The following is a 24,274-nucleotide window of genomic DNA, read 5'->3' on the forward strand; positions in this document are numbered from 1 at the left end:
ATTTGGAGACGACCAGGATCACTCGGCACGCGTTCCGCCCGGACTGGAACTACACCATCCACCCGGCTACCACATCGAAGATCACGGTCGAGCCAGCCTGAGGCGTTATTTCAGGCTGAGCTCTTAGTGAGCGCACGACTGATCACCAGACGCTGGATCTGGTTCGTGCCCTCGAAGATCTGCATGACCTTCGCTTCGCGCATGTAGCGCTCGACCGGGAAGTCGCGGGTGTAGCCGTAGCCGCCGAGGACCTGGACGGCGTCGGTCGTGACCTTCATGGCGTTGTCGGTGGCGATCAGCTTGGCGATGGCGGCCTCCCGGCTGAACGGGCGGCCCTGGTCCTTCAGGCGCGCGGCGTGCAGCGTCGTGGCGCGGGCGCTTTGGACGGCCGCGTCCATGTCGGCGAGGAGGAACGCGAGGCCCTGGTGCTCGATGATCGGCTTTCCGAAGGTCTGGCGCTCCTTCGCGTACTCCACCGCCTGGTCGAGGGCGCCCTGGGCCAGGCCGGTTGCGACCGCCGCGATTCCCAGCCGGCCGGAGTCGAGGGCGGTCAGCGCGATCTTGAGGCCGTCGCCCTCGGCGCCGATCCTGCGGCGGGCGGGAACGCGGACGTGGTCCAGGCGCATGGTGGCGGTCGCGGATCCGGTCAGGCCCATCTTGCGCTCGGGCGGGTCGGCGGTCAGGCCTTCGGCGTTCGCCGGGATCAGGAAGCAGGAGATGCCCTTGCGATCGTCCGAGGTCCGCGCCATCACCTGGTAGAAGTCGGCGTGCCCGCCGTGCGTCGTCCACGCCTTCGCGCCGTCGAGCACGTAGTCGTCCCCGTCCCGGACGGCGCGGGTCCGCATCGCGGCGGGATCGGAGCCCGCGTGCGACTCGCTCAGGCAGTACGCCCCGAGGAGGTCGCCGCCGAGCATGCCGGGCAGCCACTCCCGCCGCTGCTCCTCGGTGCCGAATTCGACGAGCCCGAAGCAGGACAGCGCATGCACGCTGACGCCGACCCCGACGCTCGACCAGATCGCCGCGATCTCCTCGAGCACCTGCAGATACACCTCGCACGGCTGGCCCCCGCCGCCGTACTCCTCGGGGTACGGGAGACCGAGGACGCCGGCCGCGCCGAGGATCCTGAAGACCTCGCGCGGGAACTCCTCGTCGGCCTCGGCCCTGGCGGCCCGGGGCGCGAGTTCCTTGCCGGCGATGTCCCGGACGAGGCCGATCAGCTCGGCGCTCTCGCTGGTGGGCATGACACGTGACGCGGGCATGAACAATCCTCCGAGAACTAATCTGAGTACTACAGTATCAGCTCTGGTACTCTGCCATAAGGTCAGCGCATGCCACTTCCAGGGAAAGCTCGTGCACGCCGCGAGGAGATGCTGGTTCAGCTCCGGGAGCTGTTCCTGACCGAGGGATTCTCTTCGTTCAACATCGGAGACCTGGCGGAACGGCTGCGCTGTTCGAGAACCACTCTGTACGCCGTGGCGCCGAGCAAGGAGCAGATCGTTGTCGCAGTCGTGCGCTCGTTCTTCAAGACCGCGGCGGAACGCATCGAGGCCCGGGTCGCGGCCTCCGAGGACCCGGCGAGGCGACTGGCGATCTACCTGGAGGCCGTCGCCGCGGAACTTCAACCGGCCTCGGCCATGTTCTTCGCCGACGTGGCCGACTTCGGCCCGGCCAACGACGTCTACCAGGAGAACACCCAGTACGCGGCCCGGCGGGTGCAGGCTCTCGTGACCGAGGGAGTGCGGGCCGGAGCGCTGCGCCCGGTGCACGCGTCGTTCGTGGGAGCCGCCGCGGCCGAGGTCATGGGCGCGATCCAGCGCGGGACGATCCAGGCGACCACCGGGCTGGACGCCGCCGAAGCCTACCGCCAGCTCGCCGACCTGGTCATGACAAGCCTGGCCGATCCGAAAGAACACCGTGACCACTGATACCGGCCCCCTGGCGGGCTTGCGCGTCCTGGAACTCGCCGGGCTTGGGCCGGCCCCGCACGCGGCCATGGTGCTGGCGGATCTCGGCGCCGACGTGGTCCGGGTGGACCGGCCGAAGGGACGCGCGCTGGAACTCGGGAACCCCGGCGACGATGCCGTCCTGCGCGGCCGGCGCTCGATCCCCGTGGACCTGAAGGAGCCGGAAGGGCGGGCTCTCGTCCTGGACCTCGCCGAGCGCGCCGACGTCATGATCGAGGGCTTGCGCCCCGGAGTGGTGGAGCGGCTCGGAGTCGGGCCGCGGGAGTGCCTGGAGCGCAACCCCCGGCTGGTCTTCGGGCGGATCACGGGATGGGGTCAGGACGGGCCATGGGCCCGGGACGTCGGCCACGACATCAACTACATCGGGCTGACCGGCGCGCTGCACGCCATGGGCCGCGCCGGCCAGCCCCCCGCTCCCCCGCTCAACCTCGTCGGCGACTTCGGCGGCGGCTCCATGCTGCTGCTGATCGGCGTGCTGGCCGCGCTCTGGGAACGCTCCCTGTCGGGCAAGGGGCAGGTGGTCGATGCGGCGATGGTCGACGGGACCGCGCTGCTGAGCCAGATGACCCTGGCGCTTCGCGGCATGGGCGAGTGGCACGACCAGCGGCAGGCCAATCTGCTTGACGGCGGCGCCCCGTTCTACGACACCTACGCGTGCGCCGACCAGCGGTATGTGGCGGTGGGCGCGCTGGAACCCCAGTTCTTCTCGGCCCTTCTGGACGGGCTGGGCATCGACGCGCGCGAGTTCGGAAGGCAGCACGACCGGGCGTGCTGGCCGGAGATGAGAAGGCGCTTCACGGCCACGTTCGCGACTCGCACGCGCGAGGAATGGGCCGCCCGTTTCGCGGGCACCGACGCCTGCGTCACGCCCGTGCTCACCTTCGCCGAGGCGACCGGGCATCCCCAGCTGGCGGCACGCGGCACGTACGTCGAGGTGGACGGGGTGGTTCAGGCGGCGCCCGCACCGAGGTTCTCCAGAACTCCCAACGCGCCGCCGGCGCCGGTCGACAGCCGGGCGCTGAGCGCGGAGGAGATCCTCTCGCGGTGGGCGCGCGGACGCTGAGCGCGGTGGGGCGCTGAGACCGCCGGACGCTGAGCGCGGAGGGCGTGCTGAGACCGCCGCGCTCCTACCCCTGCTCGGTCGGTAGTTCGGCGCGTCCAGCTCGGCCGTTCCAGGTCGGGGGTGGCACCAGCGCCGGGACCCGCAGTGCGCTCAGCACATCCGGCAGGGTGTCCTGGGCCGCCCGCAACTCGGGTGTCTGGGTGAGTCGGCGGCCAGCACATTGGTGATCGCGCCGTCCCCCTCGGTGACGGCCAGCTTCAGCATGCCGGGCCGCAGCGCTCCCACGATGACCTTCGGCCGCACGCCGCTCGCGGAACGCCCAGCCGCGCGCGTCACGCGCGTCGTCGACGTACGACAGCGACACGACGTCCTTCAGCCCGGCCAGGTCGCGCACGATGGCCACCCGCTGCGCCCACGGTCACACGTACGCGACGTACACGTGGTAACGGCCGGGCTCGGCCGGATAGCCGCTGGAGCCGTCGGCGGTGATCCGGCCCTGGAACGGGTAGACGGGCCGGTCGTTCGGACGGTCGAGCCTGCCCGGCCCGTACGGCCGAAAGCGGCGACGTCGGCGGGACCGGCGTAGGCGGGGGCATGGGTGGTCATGGGGCCTCCTCGGTGGGTCAGCCGATGATCCGGGCCGCGCCGAACCCGGCGGCCAGTTCGCCGCCGGTCGCGAAGCGGGAGGGACCGAAGGCGGCGAAGCGGGGGTCGGGGTCGTCCAGAAGCAGCCGGGCGACGTGGTCGCCCCAGGCGGGCGCGAGTTTGAAACCGTGGCCGCTGGTGCCCGCGTCGACGAACACGTGCTCGCTGACCTGACCGGCGACCGGCTGCCAGTCCGGGCTCACGTCGTAGACCGAGGCCCAGCCGCCGATCACCGTGGCGGGGCGGCGGGCGGCCGAGCGGGCGGCGGAGGCCGCGGCGAGCTGGTGCAGCTCACCGGGGAGCGGGCCGGGGAAGTCGCCGGGGTCGGCGGCGGAGCCCGGGATGACACCGCCGGTCAGGTACTGGGTGCGGGGCTGCGGGGTCGTGTAGTAGCCGCCGGGGATGTCGATCAGGATGTGCGGCACGAGTCCGGCGGTGTCGGCGGGGTCGTGCTCGGCGACGTCCACGACGTGCCGTTCCACGGTCAGCGGCAGGTGCACGCCGAGCGGCCGCAGCAGGGCGGCGGTCCACGGCCCCGCGGCCACGAGCAGCCGTGCGAATCGGTGCACCCGGCCGTCGGACGTGGTCACCGCCGCCCCGCGGCTCTCCTCGGTCAGCGCGACGGCCGGTCGGTGGGGGTGGAACACCGCCCCGTGGCGCCGCGCCGCCGCGGCCAGCCCGACCGTCGCCGCGTACGGGTCGGCGTATCCGGCGTTCGCCTCCCACACCGCGACGGCGACGCCGTCCAAGTCCAGGTCCGGCAGCCTGGCGGGCAACGCGTCGGCGCCGACGAGCTCGCTGTCGACGCCGAGCGAGCCGAGCCGCGCGGCGGTCTCGGCCGCCGCCGCGACGTCGTCGGGGCCGTGCAGGTAGAACGCGCCGGTCCGGCGGAACCCGGACTGGTGCCCGCCGGTGCGCTCCTCGAAGTCGGCAAGGAACGCGATGCCGTCACGCGCCGTCTCCGCCAGGAACGGGTCGGTGTAGTAGGCCCGGCAGATGCCGCCCGAGCGCCCGGTGGGGCCACCCGAGATCGGACCCTGATCGAACACGACCACGGACACGCCGCGCCGGGCGAGGTGAAACGCGGCGGCCGCGCCGTGCACACCGGCCCCGATGATCCCGATGTCGTACGTCATGCCACGACCTCCAGATTTCCTAGTAAAAAGGTAGGAAAAGTGGCTTAATCTGTCAACAGCCTCCAGGTCAGTGATTTCGGCGCGGTCGCCCTGCTCACCAATTCGAGTTCGGACGCGCGACAGCGTCCTCGACCTGCTCGGTCAGTAGTTCGGCGAGCATGGCGACCCGTTCGACGGCCTCGACCGCCTCGGCCGCCGGAACCGAAATGCTCAGCCGGGTCGCGCCGGCCGCAATGTACCCCGCCAGCCACGCGGCGATCTCGGAGTCCTCCCCCACACCACACAGGTGGAGCAGGCGAGGGGCCGCGGGGCCGAACCAGCGGCTGAGGCTCGACTCGAGCTGTCCCCGGGAGGACGCGCACCAGACATTGAGACCGAACCAGTCCGGAGCGGGACGGCCCAAGGCCGCCGCCCGCCGGACGATCTCCTGGCGGGTCTCGCGGTACCGGCGCGGCGTGCACAACAATCCCAGCCAGCCGGATCCGTAGGTGGCCGCGCGCTCTATGGCCGCCTCGCCGGATCCGGCGATCACCAGAGGCGGGGCGGGACCCGTCGGCACGATCGACGCCTGCTCCAAGTCGAAGTGCGCGCCATGGTGGTCGACCACCTCACCGCGCATGAGCCGGGTCAGCACGTCGAGACTCTCGTTGAGGCGCTCGCCGCGGCGACGGGGGTCGACGCCGCAGTTGGAGACCTCCCTGGGGTCGTCGCCGCCCGCCCCGACGGCGAGGACGATACGTCCCGGCGCGAACGAGGTCACGGTGGCGAGCTGCCGAGCGGCGACGAGCGGGTGCCGCAACGCCAGCTGGAAGGCGCCGACGACCACGCGGAGGTCGGGTCCGGCCGCCAGGAGCGCCGCCGCCGCGACGAGACCATCGATACCTTGGCCGCCCCGATAGCTGACGTGATCGCCCACCGACACGTGGTCGAGGCCGGCGTCGCGGACGGCCTGGGCGAACTGGGCGAGATCGGTGGCGGTGAGCAGGTCCGGCTGTATCGCGATCCCCACCGCGCAGGCCCTGCGCGGCGACGCGGCCGTCATCGGTCGGCCTGAACCGGATCGAGGCCATAGAGCTCGTTGTGCTCGCCCAGCGCCGGAGCGTCGGGACATGCGGTGACGGCCTGGCCGTCGAAGAGCAGCGGTTGCCGGACGGACTGGTGGCCTGACGAGACGTCGAGCAGGAGCCGTCGTGCCTTGACCTGCGGGTCGCCGAGCACGTCCGAGGGACGGCGCACGTGGCCGCAGCTGACACCCCGTTGTTCAAGCCGGCGAATGACGTCACCGGAATCTCGCGCGCCGAGCGCACGGCTCAGGAGTGTTCGCAACTCGTCGGCGCGACTCTCCCGTTCACCGGTGCGGAGTTCGCCGAGATCGCCCAGCTCCAGCACGTCGCAGAGCGCGGCCCACTGCGGCTCCTCACCGGCGATCGCAAGCGTCACCGAACCGCCGTCCCCGCACCGGAACACCCCGTACGCCGGTTCCCGAGGCGGATAACCCGTGGTCTCGTCGCCCGTCAGGTGTCCGGCCATCCGCACCGCCTGCCAGGCCACCAGGCAGTCGAGCATGGAGACGTCGACGTGCGACCCGCCGCGAGCCTGACGTCCGAGGAGGCCACTCAGCACCCCGATGACGGCGAAGGCTCCCGCCACGAGATCAGCGGTAGGGACCACCCCGACGCCATCCTGAGCCCCGTCCAGCAACCCGGCCCGTCCCTGCACGGTGAGGTCGTGGCTGCCGAGTTCACGATCCGGCCCCGTCTGCCCGTAACTCGACACCGACGCGATCACCAGGTCCGGGAAATCCCGCCGAAGCTCTTCCGGGGGGAAGCCCAGCCGTCCCATCACGCCGGGCCGGAAGCCCTCGATCAACACATCGGCGTCCGCCAGCATCGACCGCAGGGCCGACTGCCCCCGCGGGGTCTTGAGATCGAGCGCGATGGACCGCTTGTTGCGGTTCAACGCCCGGAAGAGCGCCGCGTGACGCCGAGTGGGGTCACCAGAAGGCCGCTCGACCATGGTCACCTGCGCGCCGAGGTCGGCCAGCACCATGGTGGCGAAAGGCCCGGGATACTGCTCGGCCAGGCTGACGACGACGATTCCCGCCAGGGGTCCGGAACTCATCCGGCCGTCCACCGGGGCTCACGGCGCTCGGCGAACGCGCGGGGTCCCTCGACGAAATCCGGGTGCGACCAGTGGGATCGCACGAGCGACCAGCCGTACTCGGCGGCCTGGGAATAGGGCATCTCGGTCGACGCCCACACGGCCTGCTGGGACAGGGACACGGCCTGCGGCGAGTTGGCGGCGATGTCCCGGGCGATCTGCAGCGCCGTGTCCATGAGCTGATCGGGCGCGGTCAGCTCGTCGACCAGGCCGAGCTGGTACGCCCGTGCCGCCGGGAGGCGGAAGTTGCGCCCCTGAAGCGTCATGCGGAGCGCCGTACCAAGCGGGAGCCGCCTGGCCAGGCCGGTGTTCTCGATCCCGCCCACCTGCCCCACGTTCACATGCGTGTCGAGGAACTCCGCGTGCTCGACGGCGACCACGATGTCGCTGTCCACGACGAAGTGCAGGCCGCCGCCGGCCACCAGCCCGTTGACCGCGCAGATGACCGGCTTCCACACCCGGTTCTGGCGGGAGGTGAAGTGGAGCTCGTCGGAGATGTTCCCGCTGCCCATGGCGACCCGCCCGGTCTCCGCGACGGAGTCGACGTCGACACCGGTGCAGAAGTGCCTGCCGCCCGCTCCCGTGATGATCACGCAACGGATCTCGGCGTTCATCCGCACCTCCTCCCAGACGGCGCGGAACTGCGGGAACATCGCCACGGTGAGCGAGTTGCCGCGGGCGGGACGGTTCAGGGTGATGCGCGCGATGCCGTCGGCGACGTCGAACAGCAGATCGGCGTCGGCATCCTCGGGCAGGGCGCCGAACGGCACAGGCATGGAAACTCCTTGATGGTTGGTACGCCTAACGCCCGCCGGTCGCCCTGGAATGCGTCAGCGGCGTGACCGGAAGGTGCTCCCGCTCCGCCAGGACGTGGTGGTGCGACGCCAGGGAGTGGGCGCGCATCAGTGTCGTCGCCTGATGCCTGTCCCCTGCCGCGATAGCCGCGATGATCATGCGGTGGGTCTGCAGGACACGGCGCTGCTGCTCCAGCGCGGGGTAGCTGGCCGTGATGGCGACGACGTCGGCCCACTCGAGCTCCTGCGTCGACCAGAGGCCCGCCAGGGCTCCGGCCGTCAGCGTGAGCGTCGCGTTCCCGCACAGCCGGACGAGCGTCTCGTGGAACTCCCGGCCGATGAGGGTGAACTGGTGCGCGACGCCGAGCGCGCCTTCCTGCTTGTCCACCAGCTCGTTGAGCTGCGGGACGACTTCGCGCTGCCGGTCGGGACGGGACGCCGCCACCCCGGCGCAGAGCGGTTCGATCTCGCTGATGGCGTCCGCCAGGTCGCCGACGGTGACCTGCTGGAAGCGGAGCAGGAGTCCTAAGCTGTAGGTGGTGCCGATCTGGGACGGCGCGTGGACCACCGCCCCGCCCTGGTTCCCGCGCCGCACCGACACGAGCCCCTCCGCCTCCAGGATGCGCAGCGCCTCCCGATACGACGGCCGGCTCACGTTGAGCTCGCGCATCATCTCCTCCTGCCTCGGCAGGAGCGAGCCCTCCGGCAGTTCCCCGCTGATGATCCTGTTCCGGATCAGATCCGCCACCATGTCCGCGATGGCGGGCTGGGCCATCTGCGGGAGGGTTCCGGCGGGCTGCCGGACCAGGTCGGAGTCGCTGCTCACGCAGCCTCCTTCTCTTCCACCGTCACGGGAACTTACTGTACAAAGATAACACAGTTAGCGGGTTGTGGTGGACCAGTCAGGAGACGATGATGACGACTGAAGGTTGCGCTCAGATGACCTTCGCGCACGCGTTCTGGCAACGTTGTCGCGAGCGCCCCGACCGGACGGCGCTCGCCACGGCGGAAGCGCAGCTCTCCTACCGGGAGCTCTATCGCCGCGCGGAGGCGGTGGGCCGGGCGCTTCGCGAGCTCGGGGTCGGGCGCGGTGACCGGGTGGCGGTGCTCGCGCCGAACCGGCTCGAGGTGGCGCTGCTCATGGTGGCTACGGCCACGGCCGGCGCCGTCGTCGCGCCGGTGAACTGGCGGCTCTCCGCCGAGGCGGCCACGGCGGTCGTGGCGGATCTCGCGCCGAAGGCGGTCTTCGCGACGAACACGTTCGCCCAGGTGGCGCGGGCCGCCACGGACGTCCCGGTGGTGGACCTGGACGACGGCGATCCCCGGTGGCTGGGGCTCGGCGCGTCCGGGGCGGACGGGATCGACCCGCACGCGGTCCAGGGCTCCGACCTGATCACCATCATGTCGACCAGCGGCTCGACGGGACGGCCCAAGGGCGTGGCGATCTCCCAGGCCGCGATGGTGGCCCGCGCGCTGGTGCTCCACGCCGAACTGGGCGTCGAGCCGTCCGACGCCTTCATCGGCTGGGCGCCGCTCTTCCACATCTCCTCGGCCGACTACCTGTACGCCACGCTCATCCTGGGCGGCACTTTCGTGCTCCTCGAACGCTTCGACGCCGAAACCATCGCGACTGAGCTGGTCACCCGCGAGGTGGGCTGGCTGTTCCTGATCCCCGGCGTGATCGACGATGTCCTCGGCGCGCTGGGCACCCGGCGCCCGCGCTCGCTCAGGTGCGCGGGCGCGATGGCGGACCTGGTCCCCGCCGAACAGCTCCGCGAAGCGGAACGCCGCCTGGGGGCGCCCTTCCTGAACACGTTCGGGAGCACGGAAGCGGGTCTCGTCCCCGGCGCGTCGAGGCTCACCTGGGCCGGCGACCAGCCGCTTCTCGACAAACGCCCCACGCTGTTCTGCCAGCACCGGGTCGTGGACGCCGACGGCGGCGACGTCGACCCGGGCTCGACCGGTGAGCTCTGGCTGCGCGGACCAACGCTGTTCAGCGGCTACTGGTCGGCGGGTAGCGTGTCGAGGGCGGAGTTCACGGACGGCTGGTTCCGGACCGGGGACCTCGTCCGCGCCGGGGCCGACGGCGCACTCGCCTTCGTGGAACGGCGCGGGCGCATGTTCAAGTGCGGCGGCGAGAACGTGTACCCCGCCACCATCGAGCGGGCCCTGCTGAGCCATGCCGCGATCGCCGAGGCCACGGTCATCCCGGCGGCCCACCCGCGGTTCGGGCAGGTGCCGGCGGCCTATGTGGCGCTGGCCCACCAGGCCGACGCGCGCGCGGTGCTGGAGTCCGCGACGGCCACTCTCGCCCGCTTCGAACGCCCTCAGGCGGTGCACGTCCTGGCGGCGGAGGAGTTCCCGAGAGGCGTGACCGGCAAGGTCGAGCGCCTTCTGCTCGCCGCGGCGCACCAGGCCTGCGGGCCCGGCTGCTTCATCCCAAGCCGTTGACTATCTTCTAAAAGATAGCTTAGATAGCCGTCACCAACCTCACAAGTCAGGAGAGCCGCATCGTGATATCCACGCCGTCGTCGACCTTCGTCCGCGTCGAGGTGGCGGATCGTGTCGCGTGGCTGACGCTCGACCGGCCGCGGGCGAAGAACGCCCTCAACCGCGAGATGTACGCGGCGGTGCGCGATGTGGCTCGTGCCGTACGCACCGACACCTCGATCGACGCCCTCGTCGTCCAGGGCTCGGCCGGGGCCTTCGCCGTCGGCGGCGACCTCAAGGAGATGCTGGCGCTGCTCTCGGCCGCGGACCCCGCGGCGATCCTGTCCTACGAGGACGATCTGCCGTTCGAGGCGCTGCGGCAGGTTCCGAAGCCGACCGTCGCGGTCATCGACGGCCTGTGCATGGGCGGCGGTCTCACCCTGGCCATGATGTGCGACCTGCGCCTGGCCACGGCGACGTCCACCTTCGCCATCCCGGAGGCCCGGGTGGGGATCGTGGACGGGCACCTGCCGCGCCTGCTCCGGGGGCGGGTTCCGGACGCCGTGCTGCGCCGCTGGATGTACACGGGTTCGCCGTTCACGGCCGAGGAGGCCCTGCGCGCCGGGCTGCTGTCCGAGGTCGCCGGGGACGCCGGCGACCTGGACGCCCGCGTCCGCACCCTGCTCGACCAGCTCAAACAATCCTCGCAGGCGGCCATCGCGAAGCTGAAGTCGATCTTCAACGAGGCGATGCCGCTGCCGTCCATGAGCGATGCCTACGACTCGCTCCTGAGCGAGGAAGCACGACTTCATCTCCAAAGGTTCGGGGCGAGAGTGAAGCCGGATGTCCCACAAGTTCCACAAGGTGATGAAGGGAACGACCAGTGATTCACAAGAACACTCCGGCCGCCGCCGCCCTGGCGGCCGGCCTCGCGGCGACGCTGATTCTGGCGGGCTGCGGGGGCGCATCCGAATCCTCGGCCGAGGGTGACTACCCCATCGGGATGTCCATGGACCTGTCCGGCGCGATCTCCTTCAACGGCAAACCGGCGGCGGCCGGATTCCAGGCCTACGTCGCCGACCTCAACGGCCGGGGCGGGGTGAACGGCAAGAAGATCGACCTCAAGGTCCTCGACGACGGCTCCGACGTCGCCAAGGGCCGGGCCAACGTCCAGCAGTTCGCGTCGGAGAAGCGGCTGGCCACGTTCGGCTTCATCCTGTCCAACCTCAGTCTGGCCACGCTGCCCGTGGCCACCCAGAACAAGATGCCGATCGTGGGTCTCGGCGGTCCTGCCAGCCTCTTCGACCCGGTCCAGTCCTACTACTTCTCCTACGAGCTCCGGGCGGAACGCCTGGAGTCGGCCATCCTGAACTACCTCGCCACGCGCGCGCAGGAGGACGGGATCGAGAAGCCGCGCATCGCCGTCTTCTCCGTCGACACCCCCTCCAACCGCGACATGGTGAAACTCGCGACCCAGGACATCGCCAGTCGTGGCTGGACAGAGGCGACCGTCCAGTACATGCCCGTGGCGCCGACCGACGTGACCGCGCAGGCGTCCGAGATCAAGGCGAGCAACCCCGACTACGTCCTGATGAGCCACAACGACGCCGGATCGCTGGTCGCGGTGCGCGGTCTGCGCGCGCAGGGTGTGGACGTGCTCGTGGTGAACCAGTGGGCGGGCTCGTCCGACGCCACCCTGAAGCAGCTCGGCGACAAGTACGCGGCGTTCCGCACCTACGCGAGCCCGACCGAGACGGGCAACGCCGCCGTCGACGCGATGAAGGCGGCGGCGACCAAGGCGGGCGAGGCGAACAACATGACCAACCCGTACTTCACGCAGGGCTGGGTGGCCGGCTCCCTGCTGGAGAAGACGCTCCAGGCCTGCGGCGCGCAGTGTTCGACCGGGGAGAGCTTCCGGAACGCCCTGGAGAAGCTCGGCGACATCGACACGAGCGGCCTTTCCGGGCCGCTGCAGGTGAGCGCCGGCAGCCACGAACTGGTGAAGACCGTGCGTTTCTTCACCTGGGACCAGAGCGCCGACCAGGCCAAGCCGCTGACGGACTGGGTCAAGGCCGTCTCATGATCGTTTTTCTCTCGCGGCGGAGGGTCCGCCGATGCTGACCCTCCTGCTCGGCACGCTGACGCTGTCCGCCATCTACGCTCTGGTGGGATTCGCCTGGGTGCTGCTCCGGCGGACGAACGGCATCCTGAACCTGGCCACCGGCGCCCAGCTGGCGATCGGGGCGTTCATCTTCAACCAGTTCGCGACCAGCTGGCAGCTGCCGTGGCCGGTGGTGGTGCTCGGCACCCTGGCCACCGTGGCCGCGCTCGGCGGCGTGACGCACTGGGTGGTGTTCAAGAAGCTGTCGGGGCAGCCCGAGTTCGCGCTGGTGGTGGCCACGCTCGGCCTGGCGAGCGCGCTCAAGGGGGTCAGCTCCCTCATCTGGGGCACCGAGGCGCGCGTCATGCGGGAACCGGTGCCGAGCCAGGTGGTCACCTTCGGCGACCAGGCGACGACCACCCTCTACGGCCTGTGCGGGCTCGGGGCCGCCGTCCTGGTGTTCGCCGCGGCGCACACCTTCTTCAAGTTCTCGACCGTCGGGATCCGCATGCGGGCGGCGGCGGAGAACCCGGTGCTGTCCGCGCAGGGCGGCATCGCCGTCGACTGGGTCTACGTCCTGGGCTGGGCGATGGCGCTCACCGTGGCGGCCATCGCGGGGATCATGTACGCGTACCAGACCGCGCTGAGCTTCCACGGCGTGGAGGCGCTCGGCATGCGCGGTCTCGCGCCGGCCCTGATCGGCGGCCTCACCAGCGTCCGGGGCGTGATTCCCGGCGCCCTGATCGTGGGCCTGGCCGAGACGTTCGGCACCAAGGTCTTCGGCGGCTCGTTCCAGGACGTGGCCGCCTGGATCGTCATCCTCGTGGTGCTGCTGATCCGGCCCCAGGGACTGTTCGGAGACAAGCAGGTGCAGCGGGTATGACGACGGTACGGACCCTCTTCGACGCAGCCGCGACCACGAGCGAAGGTGGCCGGGGCCCGGCGCTGCGGCGCGTCGCGATCCTGGCCCTGGTCTGCGTCCTGCCGCTCGCGCTGCGGGACTACCAGCTCTCCCTGGTGACCACCGCCCTGATCGCGGCGCTGGGGGCGCTCGCCCTGACGCTGGTCACCGGGTTCGTCGGCCTGGTGACGGCGGGGAACAGCGCGCTGCTGGCGCTGGGCGCGTACGGGGCGGCCATCGGAGCCGTCCAGCTGGAGCTGCCCTTCCTGGTCGTGCTCGTCGGCTCGGTGCTGGTGGGAGCGGTGGTGGGGCTGCTCGCGGGCCTGCCGGCGCTCCGGGTGTCGGGCATCTACCTGGCCATCGCCACCCTCGCCCTGCACTTCATCCTCATCTTCGTGTTCAACGAGTACCAGACCCGCGCGGTGGGGTCGGCGGGGTTCTTCCTCCCGACGGCCTCGATCGGCGGCCTGCTCATCGACAACGCCATCAAGTGGTACGCGGTGCTCGTCGTGGTGGTGCTCGCCACCTGGCGCCTGGTCGAGAACCTCAAGAGGAGCAAGTTCGGCCGCGCGTGGATGCTGATCAGGGACACGCCGCTGGCGGCGGCGAGCCAGGGCATCTCGCTGCCGGCCTACAAGCTGGCGGCCTTCGTGGTCTCCTCCGCGATCATCTCGATGTCGGGAACGTTCCTCGCGTACTTCCAGCAGGCGGTCTACATCGAGAACTTCACGCTGGAGCTGGCCATCCAGTACATCGCGATGGTCATCATCGGCGGCATGGGCTCGAGCGGCGGAGCCATCGCCGGCGCCTGCTTCGTCGTCCTGCTGCCGCCCATGTTGTCCCGGGCCATCGCCCTGCTGCCCTCCGACGCGGTGGTGGCGGGATTCCTCCAGCAGAACCTGGGCGACTTCCAGCTGATCATCTACGGCACCCTGGTCGTGGTGTTCCTGGTCTGGCGCCCGGACGGCCTGGCCGGTCTCGGCCGGCGGGTGGCGGCCCTGCGGCTGCCGTCCCGGAAGGGGGCGCGATGAACGGCCCGCTGCTGGAGGTCCGGTCCCTCACCGTCTCGTACGGCGGTGACATCGTGGCGGTGGACGGCGTGGACCTGGTCGTACGCGAGGGCGAGGTCTGTCTCGTGCTGGGCGCCAACGGGGCGGGCAAGACGTCCCTGCTCCGCGGGATCGGCGGGTTCGCGTCGAGCGAGCCGGGACGGGTGCGCGGCGGGCGGGTGACGTTCGCCGGAGCGGACGTCACGGGCCTGTCGCCGCGCGCCATGGCCAGGCGCGGGCTGGTGCTGGTGCCGGAGGAGGCCAAAGTCTTCGCGAGCCTCACCGTGGACGAGAACCTCCGGGCCGTCCCCATGTCCGGGGGCAGGGCGGCGCGGCGGGCGCTGGTCGACGAGGTCACCGCGATGTTCCCGTTCATCGCCGAGCGGCTGAGCCTGCCCGCCGGTCAGCTCAGCGGCGGGGAGCGGCAGCTGCTGGGCATCGCGCGCTCGCTGCTGCTGAAGCCGCGGCTGCTGATGGTGGACGAGGCTTCGCTGGGCCTGTCGCCGATCGCGGTCGAGATGGTCTTCGACATGCTGCGCTCGGTGGTGGCGTCCTGGGGCACGACGCTGCTGGTGGTCGAGCAGAACGTCCGCGCCGCGCAGAGCATCTCGGACAACGCGTACGTGCTGGAGACCGGTTCGGTGGTGCTGAGCGGCCCCGCGGGCGACGTGCTCGGCAGCGAGCGGGTACGGCAGACCTACCTCGGCCTGGAGATGTGACGGCGATGTCGGCTGAAGCGAAGAACGACGCGGTGCGTACCGAGGCCCTCGACGTCTGGCTGGGCGGCACGCACGCCGTGTGCGGCGTCACCGTGGCGTTCGCGGCGGGGCAGACCTCGGGCCTGGTCGGCCCCAACGGCGCGGGCAAGAGCACGCTGCTCAACTGCGTCAGCGGGCTCGTCCCCGCGAGCTCGGGCGAGGTCTACCTGTACGGCGACCGGACGACCGGGATCAAACCCCATCAGCTCGCGCTCCGCCGGATCAGCCGGTCCTACCAGGGCGCCCAGCTGGTCCGCGAGCTCTCGGCGGTGGACAACGTGATGGTGGGCGACCATGTGGGCCTGCGTACCGGCCTGGTCTCGGCGGCGCTCGGCCTGCCCAGGGCCCGCAGGGCTGAGCGGGCCGCGCGCGAGCGGGCGCTGCACGCGCTCGAACGGGTCGGTCTGGCGCAGTACGCCTTCCGGCCGGTCAAGGAGCTTCCTTACGGCATCCAGAAGCGGGTCGATCTGGCCAGGGCGCTGGTGAGCGACCCGCGCTGCATCTTCCTGGACGAACCGGCGGCCGGGCTCTCGCGCGCGGAGAAGGAGGAGGTGGTGGAGGTCCTCGCCGGTCTCCGGGTGGAGGGCGGGCCGACGCTGGTCGTGGTGGAGCACGACATGCGTGTGATCAACCAGCTCTGCTCGGATGTCGTGGTGCTGGCCGCGGGGGCCGTACTCGCCGCAGGACCGCCGGAGACGGTGCTGAACTCGCCGGAGGTCGTCGCGGCCTACATCGGGCGCGGCTCGAAAGAACAGGTGGAAAGCGAGTGAATCCCCTTCCGCGGCTTCTGGACACCTGGCTGAGCGGCGACGCCGGTCTCCGGGTGGACGGCGCCGACGTGCAGAAAACGTCGTTGATGGGGCGGGTGAGCGCCGTCGGCGAGCAGTTGCGGTCGCTCGGGGTCGACAGTTCGTCCCGCGTGGCGACCTACATGGACAACAGCGAGGAGGCGATCGCCGTCTGGTTCGCCTCGGCGCTGCTCGGCTGCCTGGAGGTGCCGCTCAACACCAACTACCGCGGCGAGCTGCTCACCTTCCTGCTGCGCGATTCCGGAGCGCAGGTCGTCTGCTGCGACGCCCAGCACCTGGCCACCGTGCTGGCGTGCGTCGAGGGCACCGACGTCCGCCACGTCCTGGTGTCCGGCGCGGCGGAAGAGGTCCTGGGGAGAACGATGGTCCACCCGCTGGCTCCCGCGTCGGGCGCGGCGGACTACGGGAAGCTGCGTTCTGCCACGTCGTCAGGTGTGGTCCTCTACACCTCCGGCACCACCGGGCCGTCCAAGGGCGTGCATCACTCGCAGGAGTCGTGCGTGGAGCTGGCCCGCGCCGTCGCGCGGCTCAACGGCTACGGCCCCGGCGACGCCCTGCTCAACTTCTTCCCGCTCTACCACCAGAACGCCCGGTACACGGGCGTCGCCGCCGCGCTCGTCGCCGGCTGCGGCGTCCAGCTGGACCGCGCGTTCAGCAGCTCGCGCTTCTGGGAGATCTGCCGCGCGGGCGGGATCACCGCGTTCAACTACCTCGGCTCCGTGCTGGGAATGATCCTCAAGGCGTCGCAGGAGCTCAGCGCCTCGGAGGTACGCGACCACGCGGTCAGGCTCGCCTGGGGCGCGGGCGCGCAGCGCGAGGTCTGGGCCCGGTTCGAGGGCCGCTTCGGCGTGGCGATCACCGAGGTGTACGGCCTGAGCGAAGCCCCGATGGCGACGATCAACCGGTCCTCTGACCCCTCCCCCGTCGGATCCGTCGGCCGTGAGGGCGACCTCTTCGCGGTGCGGGTGATGCGCCCCGACGGCCAGGAGGCGGACCCGGGCGAGGTCGGCGAGATCTGCCTGCGTCCCAAGCGGCCGAACATCTTCATGCGGGGGTACCTGGGCAGGGAGCAGGACACCGTTAAGGCCACCCGTGACCTGTGGTTCTGGACGGGTGACTCGGGCTGGCTCAACCCGGACGGGGATCTGTTCTTCAGCGACCGCATCAAGGACGCGATCCGGCGCAAGGGGGAGAACATCTCGGCGTGGGAGGTGGAGTCCCTCCTGCTCGCGCAGCCCGGCGTCATGGACTGCACCGTCTACGCCACCCGTCCGGACGCCGCCGAGGAGGACGAGGTCATGGTCGCCCTGGTGCTGGCACCGGAAGCCGACCTGGACGAGGTGATCGCGCGCGCCGCCGAGGACCTGCCCCGGTACGCGCTCCCCCGCTACTGGCGCGTCCTGCCGGCACTCCCCCGGACGCCGACCCACAAGGTGGAGAAGGCGCGGCTGCGGGCCGAGGGCCTGACCGCCGGCGTGGTGGACCGCCTGACCAGCAACGATTCAACGACAGGTGAGTGAAGTCAGTGGATTTGGACATCGAGGGCCGGGTGGCGATCATCACCGGCGGCAGCAAGGGCATCGGCCTGGCGGCGGCCGAGGAGCTCGGCAGGGCAGGCGTCAGGCTACTCCTGACAGCCAGGGGGGAAGCCGAACTGGAGGCCGCGGTGGCACGGCTGCGGGCCGCGGGGGTTGACGCCGTGGCGCACGTCGCCGACGCCGCCCAAGCCGATGCCGTCGACGGCGTGTACGAGGCCGCGATCGCCGCGTACGGCCAGGTGGACATCGCGGTATGCGTGGCCGGCGGCGGGCACGGCCCGCTGCGCACCTTCAGCTGGGCGGAATGGATCCGGCTGTACGAGCTCAACGTGCTCAGCGCCGTGGCCCTGGCGATGAAGTGCGTGCCGTCCATGCGCGAGCGGAAATGGGGGCGCGTGCTCTTCGTGGGATCGACGGCCGCGCGAGAGGCCGATCCGCGCTGGGCGGCGTACGGGGCGGCCAAGGCCGCACTCCTCCACGCGGCGAAGTCGCTGGCCCTCGCGTACGCGAAGGACGGGGTCCTGACCAATTGTGTGCACCCTGGCCTCACCCGGACTGAGGGAATCGTGGCGGGCTACCAGGCGCAGGCGGAACGCCTCGGGTCGACGCCCGAGGAGGTCGAGCGCCGCATGCTCGAACTGCAGCCCGTCGCGGCGGGGCGGGTCGGCGAGGCCCGCGAGATCGCGGACGCCATCGCCTTCCTGTGCTCGGAGCGGGCGTCGTGGATCGCGGGCGCGTCGCTTCAGGTGGACGGGGGAACGATCCGTGTCACTCCCTGAACAGAACGGCCCGGCCGATCTCGCCGGGGAGGTGCGGACCTGGTGCCGGTCCGAGGACGCCGCCGGGTGGCGTGAACGCATGAGCGCCTCTGATCCGGCGGAGCGGGCGGAGCTGCAACGGGCGTGGTTTCTCCGGCTGGCCGAGCGGGGCTACGCGTTCCCGCACTGGCCCGCCGCCTGGGGTGGCGGCCGGTCGCGAGCCGATCAGCTGACGATCGCGCGCGAGCTCATCCGGGCCGGCGCTCCCCGGCTGGATCTGCACTTCGTCGCGCTCTACCACGCCGCGGCCACGCTCATCACCGCCGGCTCGGACGAGCAGCGGACGGAGTACTTGCCCGCGATCCGCGCCGGGCAGCGGTGGTGCCAGGCGTTCTCGGAGCCGGGCGCGGGCTCCGACCTGGCGAGCCTGCGCACCCGGGCCGAACGGCGCGGCGACCACTACGTGCTCAACGGCCACAAGACGTGGTCCAGCGGCGCCACGCAGGCGCAGATGTGCCTGCTGCTCGCCCGTACGGGAGGTCCGGGACGAGCGGGTATCTCCTACTTTCTGCTCGACCTGTCGGCTCCCGGCGTGTCCGTCCGGCCGATCCGGAACGCGAGCGGGCACGAGGAGTTCGCCGACATCTTCCTCACCGACGTCGCGATTCCGGTGACGGCCCTGGTCGGCGCGGAGAACGAGGGCTGGCGGACCGCGAACGCCACCCTCGGCGAGGAACGCGGTCTCACCATGCTGGAGCGATCCGAGGAGATGATCGCCGGTCTGCGGTACCTGACGCTGGAGGTGGCCGCGCTGCCGCCCGGCGAGCGGGCCGCCGCCCTTGAGACGCTGGGGTGTTACGCCGAGCGGGTGGAGTCGTTTCGACTCCTGGTCGCCCGCGTCCTGGACGCCTCGATCGACGGGACGGACACCGCCGCAGCCTCCATTCTCAAGCTCGTCTACAGCGAGCTGCTGCAGGACATGACCAAGGAGGGGCTGGCCATGGCGGGGCTGGCCGGGCACGAAGGCAAGCACGGCCGGTCGGGAGCGTGGCAGACCGGTCACTGGTTCGACGACTACCTGAGCTCGTGGGAGTGGACCATCGGCGGCGGCGCCAACGACGTGCTCCGCAACGTCGTCGGCGAGCGCATCCTGGGCCTGCCCAGAGGAGGCTCCCGATGACCGCCGAGCGCGCGAGCTTCCGGCAGGTCGTGCAGCGCGTGCTGGCCGACTCGTGGCCGCCGCTCGCCGAGTACGCGTCCAGCGGCGCGCTTCCCCCCAGCGCGGAGCGGCTGCGCAAGGTGTCCCACGGTCTGGGCTGGTGGGATCTGGAGGACGAGGACGACGGGTTCGCGTTCGCCTCGATCGCCATCCAGGAACTGGGCGGCGTCCTCGGCCCGGGCGAGCTGCTGGCGGGCCTGTGCGTCAACCCGGTGCTGCCGGCGGATCCCGGCGGGGTCGCGTGCTCCTGGGGCTCCGATCCGCGGCGGGACGCGCCGCCGAAGCTGGCGGATGGGCGCGTCTCGGGTGAGGTCTCCTGGTGCCTGGCCGCCGCCGACGACGTGGAGCGTGTGCTCGTCTTCGCGGAGGACGACGGCGAGCCCGTCGCGGTCCTGGTCAGGTCGCATGGAGAGGGCGCCCGGCTGGAGGAGATGAGCGGCTCCGACCCGACGCGCAGGTTCTGGCGCCTCGTCATGGACGACGCTCCGCTCGACGAAATTCTCGCCCGAGGTGATCAGTCGACCGCTCTGAGGCTCGCGGTCGAGCGGCGGATCTCCGTGGGCCTCGCGCTCGACAGCCTCGGGATCGCCAAGAGCGCGCTCGCGCTCTCCGTGGCGTACGCGAAGATCAGGGAGCAGTTCGGGGCGCCGATCGGGTCCTTCCAGGCGGTCAAACACCGCTGCGTGGACATGTTCGTCCTGGTCGAGTCGGCCGATGTCCTGGTGGAGGCGGCGGTGGCGTCCGGCGACACCCCGTCGATCGCCATGGCCAAGGCGGCCGGCTGTGACGCGGCCGCCGAGGTCACGCGGCTGGCCCTGCAGATCCACGGAGGCATCGGTTACACCTGGGAACATCCCTGCCACCTGCTCGTACGGCGAGCCAAGCTCAACCAGGCACTCGGCGGCAGCGCGCGATCGCTGCGGCGCGCCGTGGCCGGCGGCCTGCTGGCCGCGCTCGGCACCGATATTCCCGCACGGGGTGAGAGGAGATGACAACCGTGCTCGACTTCACCATGGGGGAATCCGCCGCCGAGCTGCGCGGCAGGCTGCGGCGGATGGTGGCCGAGTTCTTCCCGGCGGACTTCCTGGGGGCCTTCACCGACGACCCCGCCGACCTGGCGATGACGCAGCAATTCTCGCGCAAGCTCGCCGGCGAAGGGCTGCTGACGGTGGCCTGGCCCCGCGAGTTCGGCGGCTCGGACGGATCCGTGTGGGAGCAGACGGTCGTCCGGGAGGAGATGTGGGCGCACCACGAGCCACGGGGGCCCCAGTACATGGGGTTGAACTGGGTCGGCCCCGCGATCATGGCGTACGGGACGGCGGAGCAGAAGGCTCTGCACCTGCCTCCCATCGCCACGGGTGAGGCGATCTGGTGCCAGGGGTTCAGCGAACCGGGAAGCGGCTCCGACCTCGCCTCCCTCCAGACGCGCGCGACGCGGGTCGGCGACCATTGGGAGATCACCGGGCAGAAGATCTGGACCTCCTATGCCGGTATGGCCAGCTGGTGCGTGCTCGCCGCCAGGACGGGTGCCAAGGACAGCGGCCGACGGGGCATCTCGCTCTTCCTGATTCCGATGGACCGCGAGGGCATCACGGTCCGGCCGGTCCGCACCATGCTCGGCCCGCACCACCTCAACGAGTGTTTCTTCGACTCGGTCGTCGCGGCCGACGGCGAGATGCTCGGCGAAGTCGACGCGGGCTGGAGCGTCATGCGGACGGCTCTCGCCCACGAGCGCGTCGGCATCGCCCGGTACGCACGCTGCGAACGGCTGCTGTGGTTGCTGCGAGCCGTGCTCCGCCATGAATGGGCCGATCACGACGAAGGGGTCAGAAACGACTGGGCCAGCGCTCTGGTCCAGGTAAGGGTGGCGCGCCTGCTGGCCTATCGCGTCGTCGAACGCCAGGAAGGGAACCAAATGGTCGACCTGGAAGCCAGTCAGGCGCGGATCGCGGCCACCACCTGCGATCAACAAGTGGCCGAGGTGGTGTCCCAGCTTCTCGGACCGCGTTCCCTCCTCGGTCCCGCAGCCGGCGCACCCTCACACGGCGCGTTCGAAGACCACTGGCGATACGCCCAGGCCGCGACGGTCGCGTCCGGAACGATCGAGATCCAGCGCGAGATCGTGTCGCGCGAGCTGCTCGGCCGCCCGGCGGTGGGCTGATGCGGATAGAACTGCCGGAGGCGGCGCTCGACTTCGGACGCGTCGCCGACAGCGCGCTGCGCGGCGCGGGAGGCATAGATCTGGCGCGTGACGCGGAATCCGACCCGCGTGCCGCCGCCAAAGCGGAGGAATGCCTCGCGAGCATCGGGCTGTACGACATCGACCCGCGCGACGGCCTCGACGACGCCGTCGCCGCGGCCGAGCTGTGCCGGGTGGGCGGAAGCCACGCCGTGCCGTACCCCCTGGCCGGGGTCCTGCTCCGGACCTCCCCCGGGACACCTTTCGCGCTCGTCGACGCCCAGCATCCCGTCATCGATCACGCCCTGGCCGCCGGGACGTGGACGGCCGCGACCCTCGCGGGAGACCTGTTCGACGCCGAGCCCGTCACCGCCGTGGACTCGAAGATCGCGCCATTCGCGATGACGGCCAAGCTGCGGCCCCTGGCGGGCACGGCGACCGTGCTCGACCGGCGGCTCAGCCTGGTGCTCGGGGCCTACCACCTGCTCGGGATCGGGCAACGGGCGCTCAAGCTCGCGATCGGGCACACCAAGGTCCGCAAGCAGTTCGGTCAGCCCCTCAGCGACTTCCAGATGATCCGGCACAGCCTGGCCGACCAGTCAGTCGGGCTGGAGGGCTTGGATCTGCTGTGCCGCTTCAGCCTGTGGAGCACGTTCACCGACTCCTCCCCCTCGCTGGTCGACGCCCTGAGCGTGCGCCTGGAGGCGCAGCGGGTCGTCAAGCACACGCTGCGCGTGGCGCAGCAGCTGCACGGCGCGTCCGGCTTCGCCGACGAGTACGACATCTCGGTTCTCGTACGCCACGCCCAGCCGGGACTGCGGCTCCCCACGGACCGGGGGGCGACGCTCGCACTGCTCCGCACCGCCATCGAGGAGTTCGGCTTCGCCGGGCCCTTCTCCCTCGCGGAAGAGCAGGGCGCAGGCTGACCCCGGTCCACATCGCGTGCGGCGTCCGTACCAGGGCGGCGCTCCGATCCGGTTGATCGCGGCGGCGTCCGTACCAGGGCGGCGCTCGGTCCGGTTGATCGCGCAACGGGAGGCCCCCCCCCCGCGCGCCCGCTGCCCTGTTCGATGGAGAAAGGTCGACAACGGTGAATTCGTTCCACGCAGAACTCGCTCGGGTATGCGCCGAGCTGGAGACGCCGCTCTTCGGCGTGACGGGTGACAGCAACCTGTTCTTCGTCGACTCGTTCGTTCAGCGCGGCGGACACTATGTCGCCGCGACCCACGAGGGCGCCGCGGTGCTGATGGCGGCGGGTTACGCCAGCGTCTCGGGCCGGGTGGGCCTCGCCACGATCACGCAGGGGGCTGTCACCAACACTGTCACAGCGCTCGCCGACGCGACTCGGTCACATCTTCCATTGGTGCTATTCGCCGGAGAGACGCCGTCCTGGGACGACGACAACGTCCAGCGCGTGCCCACAGACGCGATCGTGCGCTCGTCCGGAGCCGAGTATCTGCGGCTCGAACACCTGGCCGACGCGGACGACGTCCTCTCCCTCGCGTTCCGCCGCGCCCGCCGCTCCGCGCAGCCCATCGTCGTGGGCATCCCCACCGACTACGCGCACGAGCCCTGCTCCCTATCCACCCTGTCCACGACTCCGTCCGGATCCCCGTCCCCGTTCCCGTCCGAGATCGCACGTCCGGGTCCGTCCGGGGCCGAGATCCTGCCCGCCCGGGACGCGGTGCGGTCGGCGGTGGACGTGCTCCTGCGGGCGCGCCACCCGCTCATCCTGGCGGGACGCGGGGCGATCGCCGAAGCGGACCGCGCCGCGACGCTCGCCCTCGCCCGCCGCCTGGGCGCCCGGGTGGCGACGACCCTCCGCGCGAAGGAGTTGTTCCGCGGCGACCCCGCCGACCTCGGGATCTTCGGGGGCCTCAGCGCCGGTCGGTCCGCGGCGTATTTCGACGCGGCCGACGTGATCGTGGCCATCGGGGCGAGCCTGAACTCCTACACCACCTCCCAGGGAGCCGCGACACACGGCAAGCGCATCGTCCACATCGACGCCGACGCGGCGAAGGCTCGCTCCACCCCTTTCATTCACGGCGGCGCGGCACCGACCGCGCGGGCGCTGCTGGAGGAACTGGCGGCGCACGGCATCGATTCCGACCAGCCGCTCTGGGATGTCGTCAGCCCCGCGGACTCGGCGAACTCCATCGAGTCCGGACCGGCACACCGTCCGCCGTCCGATGACCGGCGTCCCGGCACGGTCGAGTACATCGAGAGCCTCGACCTCCTGGATTCGCTGCTCCCCAAAGATCGCCTGCTCACCGTCGACGGCGGCCGGATCTTCTTCGAATCGGTGCGGCGCGTCTCGGTCGCGTCGCCGCGCGATTACGTGCACACGATGAGCATGGGATCGATCGGCCTCGGTCTCAGCCTGGCGATGGGGGCCTCCTTCGCCGACCCGGCCCGGCTCTCCGTCCTGGTCAGCGGTGACGGAGGCTTCATGCTCGGCGGCCTGTCCGAGTTCACGACGGCTGTCCGCCATCGACTCAAGCTGCTCGTCGTCGTGCTGAACGACGGCTGCTACGGGGCCGAGCACAACCACTTCGTCAAGCGCGGCCACGACCCCGCCACGACCTACTTCGACTGGCCTGACCTCGCCCCGGTCGCCAGAAGCCTCGGCGGACGCGGCGTGGAGATCCGTCAGCTCGCCGACTTCCAGCAGGTCACGGACGCGATCGCGAGCGAAACCTGGCCGCTCCTGGTCGACGTCAAACTCGACCCGAACCGGATCCCGATGGACTTCCACCGAACCCGGCCCTGA

23 protein-coding genes are annotated in these 24,274 nt (G+C 71.0%); 16 read left to right on the forward strand and 7 right to left on the reverse strand.

The genetic code is table 11. The features are described 5' to 3' along the window. Window positions 1-110: 110 nt before the first annotated feature. A complete protein-coding gene (locus ABGB08_RS15765; protein WP_347590838.1) occupies window positions 111-1,259 on the reverse strand; it encodes an acyl-CoA dehydrogenase family protein in 1,149 nt (382 codons plus the stop codon). A gap of 108 nt (window positions 1,260-1,367) precedes the next feature. On the opposite strand from ABGB08_RS15765, the gene ABGB08_RS15770 reads away from it, so the two are divergent. Together ABGB08_RS15770 and ABGB08_RS15775 are read left to right on the forward strand one after the other, a co-directional pair. Continuing rightward, window positions 1,368-1,925, forward strand: coding sequence for a TetR/AcrR family transcriptional regulator (locus tag ABGB08_RS15770; RefSeq protein ID WP_347590840.1), 558 nt, complete (start codon window positions 1,368-1,370; stop codon window positions 1,923-1,925). After that, window positions 1,915-3,027 carry a CaiB/BaiF CoA-transferase family protein gene (locus ABGB08_RS15775; RefSeq protein ID WP_347590842.1) on the forward strand — a complete coding sequence of 371 codons (1,113 nt, stop codon included), beginning with the start codon at window positions 1,915-1,917 and terminating at the stop codon, window positions 3,025-3,027. Before ABGB08_RS15770 ends, ABGB08_RS15775 begins: the two co-directional genes overlap by 11 nt. Before the next feature lie 64 nt (window positions 3,028-3,091). Here ABGB08_RS15775 and ABGB08_RS15780 read toward each other — a convergent pair whose 3' ends face one another. From ABGB08_RS15780 to ABGB08_RS15805, 6 genes are all read right to left on the reverse strand, one after another. Beyond that, window positions 3,092-3,430, reverse strand: a complete 339-nt coding sequence (locus tag ABGB08_RS15780) for a hypothetical protein (protein ID WP_347590844.1) — start codon at window positions 3,428-3,430, stop codon at window positions 3,092-3,094. Between the two features lie 220 nt (window positions 3,431-3,650). Then, window positions 3,651-4,808: an FAD-binding oxidoreductase gene (locus tag ABGB08_RS15785; RefSeq protein WP_347590846.1), complete on the reverse strand. Its 1,158-nt coding sequence runs from the start codon at window positions 4,806-4,808 to the stop codon at window positions 3,651-3,653. 94 nt (window positions 4,809-4,902) lie between these two features. Then, entirely contained in the window at window positions 4,903-5,850 is a 948-nt protein-coding gene (locus ABGB08_RS15790) for an LLM class flavin-dependent oxidoreductase (protein ID WP_347590848.1), read from the reverse strand. Next, on the reverse strand, window positions 5,847-6,929 hold the full coding sequence (locus tag ABGB08_RS15795) for a CaiB/BaiF CoA-transferase family protein (RefSeq protein WP_347590850.1): 1,083 nt from the start codon (window positions 6,927-6,929) through the stop codon (window positions 5,847-5,849). The genes ABGB08_RS15790 and ABGB08_RS15795 overlap by 4 nt, the downstream gene beginning before the upstream one ends. Then, a complete protein-coding gene (locus tag ABGB08_RS15800; RefSeq protein ID WP_347590852.1) occupies window positions 6,926-7,744 on the reverse strand; it encodes an enoyl-CoA hydratase/isomerase family protein in 819 nt (272 codons plus the stop codon). Before ABGB08_RS15800 ends, ABGB08_RS15795 begins: the two co-directional genes overlap by 4 nt. 25 nt (window positions 7,745-7,769) lie before the next feature. Then, entirely contained in the window at window positions 7,770-8,588 is an 819-nt protein-coding gene (locus tag ABGB08_RS15805) for an FCD domain-containing protein (RefSeq protein ID WP_347590854.1), read from the reverse strand. Between the two features lie 113 nt (window positions 8,589-8,701). On the opposite strand from ABGB08_RS15805, the gene ABGB08_RS15810 reads away from it, so the two are divergent. From ABGB08_RS15810 to ABGB08_RS15875, 14 genes are all read left to right on the forward strand, one after another. Then, complete coding sequence (locus tag ABGB08_RS15810) at window positions 8,702-10,213, forward strand: AMP-binding protein (protein WP_347590856.1); 1,512 nt, start codon at window positions 8,702-8,704, stop codon at window positions 10,211-10,213. A gap of 62 nt (window positions 10,214-10,275) precedes the next feature. Then, on the forward strand, window positions 10,276-11,079 hold the full coding sequence (locus tag ABGB08_RS15815) for an enoyl-CoA hydratase/isomerase family protein (protein ID WP_347590858.1): 804 nt from the start codon (window positions 10,276-10,278) through the stop codon (window positions 11,077-11,079). Next, complete coding sequence (locus ABGB08_RS15820; protein WP_347590860.1) at window positions 11,076-12,275, forward strand: ABC transporter substrate-binding protein; 1,200 nt, start codon at window positions 11,076-11,078, stop codon at window positions 12,273-12,275. The genes ABGB08_RS15815 and ABGB08_RS15820 overlap by 4 nt, the downstream gene beginning before the upstream one ends. Window positions 12,276-12,306: 31 nt before the next feature. After that, complete coding sequence (locus ABGB08_RS15825) at window positions 12,307-13,176, forward strand: branched-chain amino acid ABC transporter permease (RefSeq protein ID WP_347590862.1); 870 nt, start codon at window positions 12,307-12,309, stop codon at window positions 13,174-13,176. Then, window positions 13,173-14,225, forward strand: coding sequence for a branched-chain amino acid ABC transporter permease (locus ABGB08_RS15830; RefSeq protein ID WP_347590864.1), 1,053 nt, complete (start codon window positions 13,173-13,175; stop codon window positions 14,223-14,225). Before ABGB08_RS15825 ends, ABGB08_RS15830 begins: the two co-directional genes overlap by 4 nt. After that, window positions 14,222-14,962 carry an ABC transporter ATP-binding protein gene (locus tag ABGB08_RS15835; RefSeq protein ID WP_347590866.1) on the forward strand — a complete coding sequence of 247 codons (741 nt, stop codon included), beginning with the start codon at window positions 14,222-14,224 and terminating at the stop codon, window positions 14,960-14,962. The genes ABGB08_RS15830 and ABGB08_RS15835 overlap by 4 nt, the downstream gene beginning before the upstream one ends. Before the next feature lie 5 nt (window positions 14,963-14,967). Beyond that, window positions 14,968-15,771: an ATP-binding cassette domain-containing protein gene (locus ABGB08_RS15840; protein ID WP_155352749.1), complete on the forward strand. Its 804-nt coding sequence runs from the start codon at window positions 14,968-14,970 to the stop codon at window positions 15,769-15,771. Then, a complete protein-coding gene (locus ABGB08_RS15845) occupies window positions 15,768-17,330 on the forward strand; it encodes an AMP-binding protein (protein ID WP_347590869.1) in 1,563 nt (520 codons plus the stop codon). The genes ABGB08_RS15840 and ABGB08_RS15845 overlap by 4 nt, the downstream gene beginning before the upstream one ends. 5 nt (window positions 17,331-17,335) lie before the next feature. After that, a complete protein-coding gene (locus ABGB08_RS15850; RefSeq protein ID WP_347590871.1) occupies window positions 17,336-18,127 on the forward strand; it encodes an SDR family NAD(P)-dependent oxidoreductase in 792 nt (263 codons plus the stop codon). Next, complete coding sequence (locus ABGB08_RS15855) at window positions 18,114-19,286, forward strand: acyl-CoA dehydrogenase family protein (RefSeq protein ID WP_347590873.1); 1,173 nt, start codon at window positions 18,114-18,116, stop codon at window positions 19,284-19,286. The genes ABGB08_RS15850 and ABGB08_RS15855 overlap by 14 nt, the downstream gene beginning before the upstream one ends. Beyond that, a complete protein-coding gene (locus ABGB08_RS15860) occupies window positions 19,283-20,317 on the forward strand; it encodes an acyl-CoA dehydrogenase family protein (protein ID WP_347590875.1) in 1,035 nt (344 codons plus the stop codon). Before ABGB08_RS15855 ends, ABGB08_RS15860 begins: the two co-directional genes overlap by 4 nt. Beyond that, the gene (locus ABGB08_RS15865) at window positions 20,314-21,486 is read left to right on the forward strand and encodes an acyl-CoA dehydrogenase family protein (protein WP_347590877.1); all 1,173 of its coding nucleotides are present in this window, start codon (window positions 20,314-20,316) and stop codon (window positions 21,484-21,486) included. The genes ABGB08_RS15860 and ABGB08_RS15865 overlap by 4 nt, the downstream gene beginning before the upstream one ends. Continuing rightward, window positions 21,486-22,430: an acyl-CoA dehydrogenase family protein gene (locus tag ABGB08_RS15870; RefSeq protein ID WP_347590879.1), complete on the forward strand. Its 945-nt coding sequence runs from the start codon at window positions 21,486-21,488 to the stop codon at window positions 22,428-22,430. The genes ABGB08_RS15865 and ABGB08_RS15870 overlap by 1 nt, the downstream gene beginning before the upstream one ends. A gap of 164 nt (window positions 22,431-22,594) precedes the next feature. After that, window positions 22,595-24,274, forward strand: coding sequence for a thiamine pyrophosphate-dependent enzyme (locus tag ABGB08_RS15875; RefSeq protein ID WP_347590881.1), 1,680 nt, complete (start codon window positions 22,595-22,597; stop codon window positions 24,272-24,274).

This window comes from Acrocarpospora sp. B8E8 (assembly GCF_039871605.1).
In the GTDB taxonomy this organism is placed as follows: Bacteria; Actinomycetota; Actinomycetes; order Streptosporangiales; family Streptosporangiaceae; genus Acrocarpospora; species Acrocarpospora macrocephala.

What these genes read in the sequence shown, in the direction of transcription:
- ABGB08_RS15795 (WP_347590850.1), bottom strand. Translation starts at nt 6,929, where the DNA reads ATGAGTTCCGGACCCCTGGCGGGAATCGTCGTCGTCAGCCTGGCCGAG.
- ABGB08_RS15785 (WP_347590846.1), bottom strand. Translation starts at nt 4,808, where the DNA reads ATGACGTACGACATCGGGATCATCGGGGCCGGTGTGCACGGCGCGGCC.
- ABGB08_RS15835 (WP_347590866.1), top strand. Translation starts at nt 14,222, where the DNA reads ATGAACGGCCCGCTGCTGGAGGTCCGGTCCCTCACCGTCTCGTACGGC.
- ABGB08_RS15825 (WP_347590862.1), top strand. Translation starts at nt 12,307, where the DNA reads ATGCTGACCCTCCTGCTCGGCACGCTGACGCTGTCCGCCATCTACGCT.
- ABGB08_RS15860 (WP_347590875.1), top strand. Translation starts at nt 19,283, where the DNA reads ATGACCGCCGAGCGCGCGAGCTTCCGGCAGGTCGTGCAGCGCGTGCTG.
- ABGB08_RS15770 (WP_347590840.1), top strand. Translation starts at nt 1,368, where the DNA reads ATGCTGGTTCAGCTCCGGGAGCTGTTCCTGACCGAGGGATTCTCTTCG.
- ABGB08_RS15830 (WP_347590864.1), top strand. Translation starts at nt 13,173, where the DNA reads ATGACGACGGTACGGACCCTCTTCGACGCAGCCGCGACCACGAGCGAA.
- ABGB08_RS15870 (WP_347590879.1), top strand. Translation starts at nt 21,486, where the DNA reads ATGCGGATAGAACTGCCGGAGGCGGCGCTCGACTTCGGACGCGTCGCC.
- ABGB08_RS15765 (WP_347590838.1), bottom strand. Translation starts at nt 1,259, where the DNA reads ATGCCCGCGTCACGTGTCATGCCCACCAGCGAGAGCGCCGAGCTGATC.
- ABGB08_RS15865 (WP_347590877.1), top strand. Translation starts at nt 20,314, where the DNA reads ATGACAACCGTGCTCGACTTCACCATGGGGGAATCCGCCGCCGAGCTG.
- ABGB08_RS15810 (WP_347590856.1), top strand. Translation starts at nt 8,702, where the DNA reads ATGACCTTCGCGCACGCGTTCTGGCAACGTTGTCGCGAGCGCCCCGAC.
- ABGB08_RS15790 (WP_347590848.1), bottom strand. Translation starts at nt 5,850, where the DNA reads ATGACGGCCGCGTCGCCGCGCAGGGCCTGCGCGGTGGGGATCGCGATA.
- ABGB08_RS15840 (WP_155352749.1), top strand. Translation starts at nt 14,968, where the DNA reads ATGTCGGCTGAAGCGAAGAACGACGCGGTGCGTACCGAGGCCCTCGAC.
- ABGB08_RS15800 (WP_347590852.1), bottom strand. Translation starts at nt 7,744, where the DNA reads ATGCCTGTGCCGTTCGGCGCCCTGCCCGAGGATGCCGACGCCGATCTG.